At 70.9% G+C, this 3,867-nt stretch carries 4 protein-coding genes; all 4 read right to left on the bottom strand.

What is annotated here, in order from left to right:
• Positions 1 to 237 (bottom strand): hypothetical protein (locus tag G6026_RS16970; RefSeq protein WP_206682027.1); only part of this gene is annotated, 237 nt, incomplete at its 3' end.
• A 323-nt stretch (positions 238 to 560) separates the two neighbouring features.
• Positions 561 to 3,125: a LuxR C-terminal-related transcriptional regulator gene (locus G6026_RS12080; RefSeq protein ID WP_182613324.1), complete on the bottom strand. Its 2,565-nt coding sequence runs from the start codon at positions 3,123 to 3,125 to the stop codon at positions 561 to 563.
• Between the two features lie 115 nt (positions 3,126 to 3,240).
• Positions 3,241 to 3,459 carry a hypothetical protein gene (locus G6026_RS12075; RefSeq protein WP_107757713.1) on the bottom strand — a complete coding sequence of 73 codons (219 nt, stop codon included), beginning with the start codon at positions 3,457 to 3,459 and terminating at the stop codon, positions 3,241 to 3,243.
• Positions 3,456 to 3,867, bottom strand: a 412-nt coding sequence (locus G6026_RS12070; protein WP_206681818.1) for a hypothetical protein, incomplete at its 5' end; no start/stop codon positions are given. The genes G6026_RS12070 and G6026_RS12075, both read right to left, overlap by 4 nt.

The following is a 3,867-nucleotide window of genomic DNA, read 5'->3' as shown; positions in this document are numbered from 1 at the left end:
GTCGCCGGGTCCGCGAACCGCGACCCGCACATCCATCGCCGCCGGGGCCGGGCGGACGGCTTCCGGACCGGTACCCCGTGTCGCCGTCGCGGGCGCCGGAGAGGTGGCTCGGGCCGACGCCATGGGGGCGAGAACCAGCGTGGGCAGCACGAGAGCGATGACGGCGCACAGCACTGCCAGCGCAGCAGAGGCGCCCGCCCCGTCTCCGTGCCGATACGGGAGCCTCAGGCGCCTCATGGGTGGTCCTTCCGAAGACGGATCCCGTCGCCCCACCGGGCCCGCACGGTCACGGCTGAGTTCTCCTGTGATGGGGAGATGCCCGCGTGGGCGGGTGGGGGTCACGGGCACGGATCCGGCCCGGCCGATGGCGACGGTGATCACGATTGCGCGACACGATCAACATGGACGCTAACTCACATTGGAGACGGAACACCTATCGGGACGACTTTTTCACCCGGGTGAAAGGGCGGGTGAAAGCAGTGATGAGCGGGCTATTGCGGCCACTCAGCCGGACGCCCCGAGGGCCCCGGCTCGAGTTGGACGACCATCCTGCTCAGCCATCAGACCAGGCCGCGCCGTCGAGCTTCGTCGACCGCCGCGTCGCGGGATCGGACCCCGAGCTTGCGGTATGCCGACCGCAGCTGTGTCTTGACCGTGTTGGCACTGACGAAGTGCTGCCGCGCGATGGCGGTGATGGAATCACCGGTGGCGAGACTCGCGAGGATGGCGAGCTCGCGTCCGGTGAGCTCGGTTGATCCCGGGGCCGGCGACGGGGGGGTCGCATCGCGCACCGGGGGCGGCAACTCGGGGCCCAGGGTCGCCAGCGTGGCCAGGGTCCCGGGGGCGAGCGTGACGAAGGGACGAACCACTCCGGTGAGCGTGGACGTGGTGATCGCGCGCTCCAGGTACGTCACCGCCTCCTCACGGTTGCCGAGCCCGATCCAGGCGGCGGCACCGACCAGGGACAGCTCCAGGGAGTCGCGCTGCGTGCACCCGAGATCCCCGTAGTGATCCCGGACGACGCCCAACGCGCCCGCGTGCTCGCCGTCGTACAGTCGGGCCCGGGCCCGGGCCGGAGCGGTGAGGGGGTGCGTGGACCCCCCGAGGAGGTCGAAGGCCACGGCGGTTCGCCCCATCGCCAGGTGGAGGTCGGCCCGGACCGCATCGAGGAGCGGCCCCACCACGGCGCCGTCCGCGCGCAACCCGGGAAACCTCCTCATATGGTGCTCGACGTACCGCAACCCGTCGGCCGGGGTGCCGGCCGCCAGAGCGATCTGTCCGTACACGTACAGGGAGAAGCCCCACAGCTCCTCCTGGTCCGCGGGGGGACCGAGGTCCGTCATGAGATCTATGGCGGAGTCGATGTCCAGGCGCTCGAGCCGCGCCAGTGCGGACCCGATCATGCCGGCCGGGCGGACCACGAGTTCCGAGTTGTGGGGCAGCTGCGGGTGCCGCTGCTCCTCGTCCCACCAGGAGTCGGCGTCCCGGACGTGGCCGAGGATCGCGTTGACCAGAGTCAGCTTCCCGGCGGCGTCCCGCTCGATGAACGACCCGACCCCGAGCCGGTGACCCCGGCGCAGCATCTGATGAGCGTCGTCGAATCGCCCCACCAGGAGCAGGGTCAGGCCCAGGTGGAGGAACACGAACGCCGGGCCGTCCCGCTCCGATTGCGTAGAGGACTCGACGTCGGGGGCGGGGACCCGGCGCAGCATCTCGTACTCCGCTGCGGCCTTCTCGAAACGCCCGTCGATGCGGAGTGAGATCATCCGCATCAACCGCTCGGCGTCATCCGAGACCTCGGGCGAGTCCACCAGATCCGGAGGCGGCGCGGGACTGTCCTTGGGCGCGGAGAACTGACTGTGCATCCTGCGCAACGTGCCGAAGAGCGATTCGCTCTCGAGCACCTCGGGGGGGATCCGCTTGAGGTCCCCGTCCATGTGCAGGAAGTTCGTCGTGTACAGGGTCTTCCAGTGCGCGCGGAGGATGTCCAGCACGAGGTCCCAGCGTTCGGCATCGATCGCGTGGACGAACGCCGTGTGGGGCCGACCCTCCGAGAGCCAGTGGTCGATGAGGGCGATCCGCGCATCGCGGAGGTCCTCCGGCCTCTCAGTTGCCGCGATGCGCAGGAGCGATGCCCTGATCGGGTCGGGAAAGCTCCAGGTCGGCTCGGCCGCCCCGGCCTCGCGGACGGTGAGTCCGTGCCTCTCGAGGGCGACGAATACGTCGCCTACCGCGTTCACCCGTCCGGTCACCCCGCCGATCGCCACGCCGACCGACGACGCGGTCAGCGGGGTGGCCGTCGCGGCACAAAAGATCTCCCTCCTGTGGCGGTGCAGTTCCGCCGTCTCGGCCAGAACCCGGACGACCACCCGGTCCACCACGCTGCGGATGCGCCCGACCCGGTCCGCACGGGCCGGGGAGCCCGTCCTCAGGGCGCCGACACCCTTGTCGACCAGGCCGGCGATTCGGCCCGTCTCCGCCGCGACCTCACCCAGGGGGATAGCCGACGCCGTGGTCAGACCCGCCAGATCGATCGCGGCGTCGAGTTCGGCGTCCGTGAGCAGGAGGTCCGCCGGTGGCACGAACACCCTGTCCGCCGGCAGCCCCGGTGCCTCGTGCCAAGCCCCCGCGGTGCGGGTGGCCACCAGCACACGAACCATTCCGCCGGACGACTGCTCGAAGAGGTCACGAACACGGTTCTCCGGCTCCCCCACCAGATGGAGGTCGTCCAGGACCAGTGTGAGGGGGCCGCGCCACGTCCGGACCAGGGACTTCACCTGGTCGAAAGGGTCTGCCGGCGGGTCCGTGGCGGTACGGCGCGCACCGACCGGTCCGACCGTCGGTGCGTCGGCGTCCCTCTGCTCCGGCAGTGACGTCGCGACCTCCTGCCAATAGGCGTCAGGCGTGCTGCCCGGTTCGGGCCCGATCACCCCGGCGACGGCTCCGGGGGAGGCGGAGGCGGCCGACCACCGCCTGAGCAGGGTGGTCTTCCCGGAGAGCAGGGGGCCACGCACGACGACCAACCGCTCCGGCCCGGAGAGCGCGTCGAACAGTCGCGTGCGCGGAGGGGACTGCGGGTTCGGGACGGGACCCGCCACACCGGGGGCGGGGCGACTCGCGACCATGCTCGCCTCACCCTCCTTGAGTCCGACCGGCGCGCCGACACCGCAGGCCATCAACCGAGTTCACCGCCTACGTTACGGTTCCCGCCCGGTCACCTTCCAGAGCACCCGCGCGCACTCACGCGGTGGTCCGCACGAACAGGTGCCACCCCAGCCAGATCCAGAAGGCCAGCAGGGCCCACCGGAGCAGCCAGAAACGGCGGACGAACCGGACGAGGTCGAGGAGGTTCGGAAGCACGGAGGAGCGCGCGGTCACGACCACCCAGAGGAGTACGAGTGACCAGACCACCGCCCAGATGACGAGGTTGGCGGAGCGGTCCGCGGGGAGGAACGTCACCGCGTCACCAGGGCCCATCCCAGCCACGCCCACACGGCGAAGGCCGCGGCACGAACCGGGTAGAAGGACAGGGGCTGCTCGAACAACGAACTGAGCGTCGGGTAGATCGAGCGCGGTTCGGCGAAGAAATGCCCCAGTTGGATCACCGCGACGACCGCGAGGAGCACTACCCACACGATGATCGGCACGGGTCCGGCCTTGGAGAGGTCGCCCCGGTCACCGGGGGATCCGGGCCTGTGCCACCCACGCCGCACCGCGAGGACGATCACGATGAGGACCCCGCCGGCCACGGCCACGCGCACGGGCCACGTCATCGGGTCGCCCAGCGCGGCGAGGGCTCCGTACACCGCGAAGCCGACCAGCACCAGCACGCGATCGCGCGCCGACCTCCGCGCTCCGTGCGCTGTG

Source organism: Dietzia sp. DQ11-38-2, from assembly GCF_014145055.1.
In the GTDB taxonomy this organism is placed as follows: domain Bacteria; phylum Actinomycetota; class Actinomycetes; order Mycobacteriales; family Mycobacteriaceae; genus Dietzia.
The sequence above is the reverse complement of the archived record's forward strand: the minus strand, read 5'-3'. Positions and strand labels throughout refer to the sequence as shown.

Excerpts from the sequence above, each read along its gene's own strand:
- G6026_RS12080 (WP_182613324.1), bottom strand. The coding sequence starts at position 3,125 with ATGGTCGCGAGTCGCCCCGCCCCCGGTGTGGCGGGTCCCGTCCCGAAC.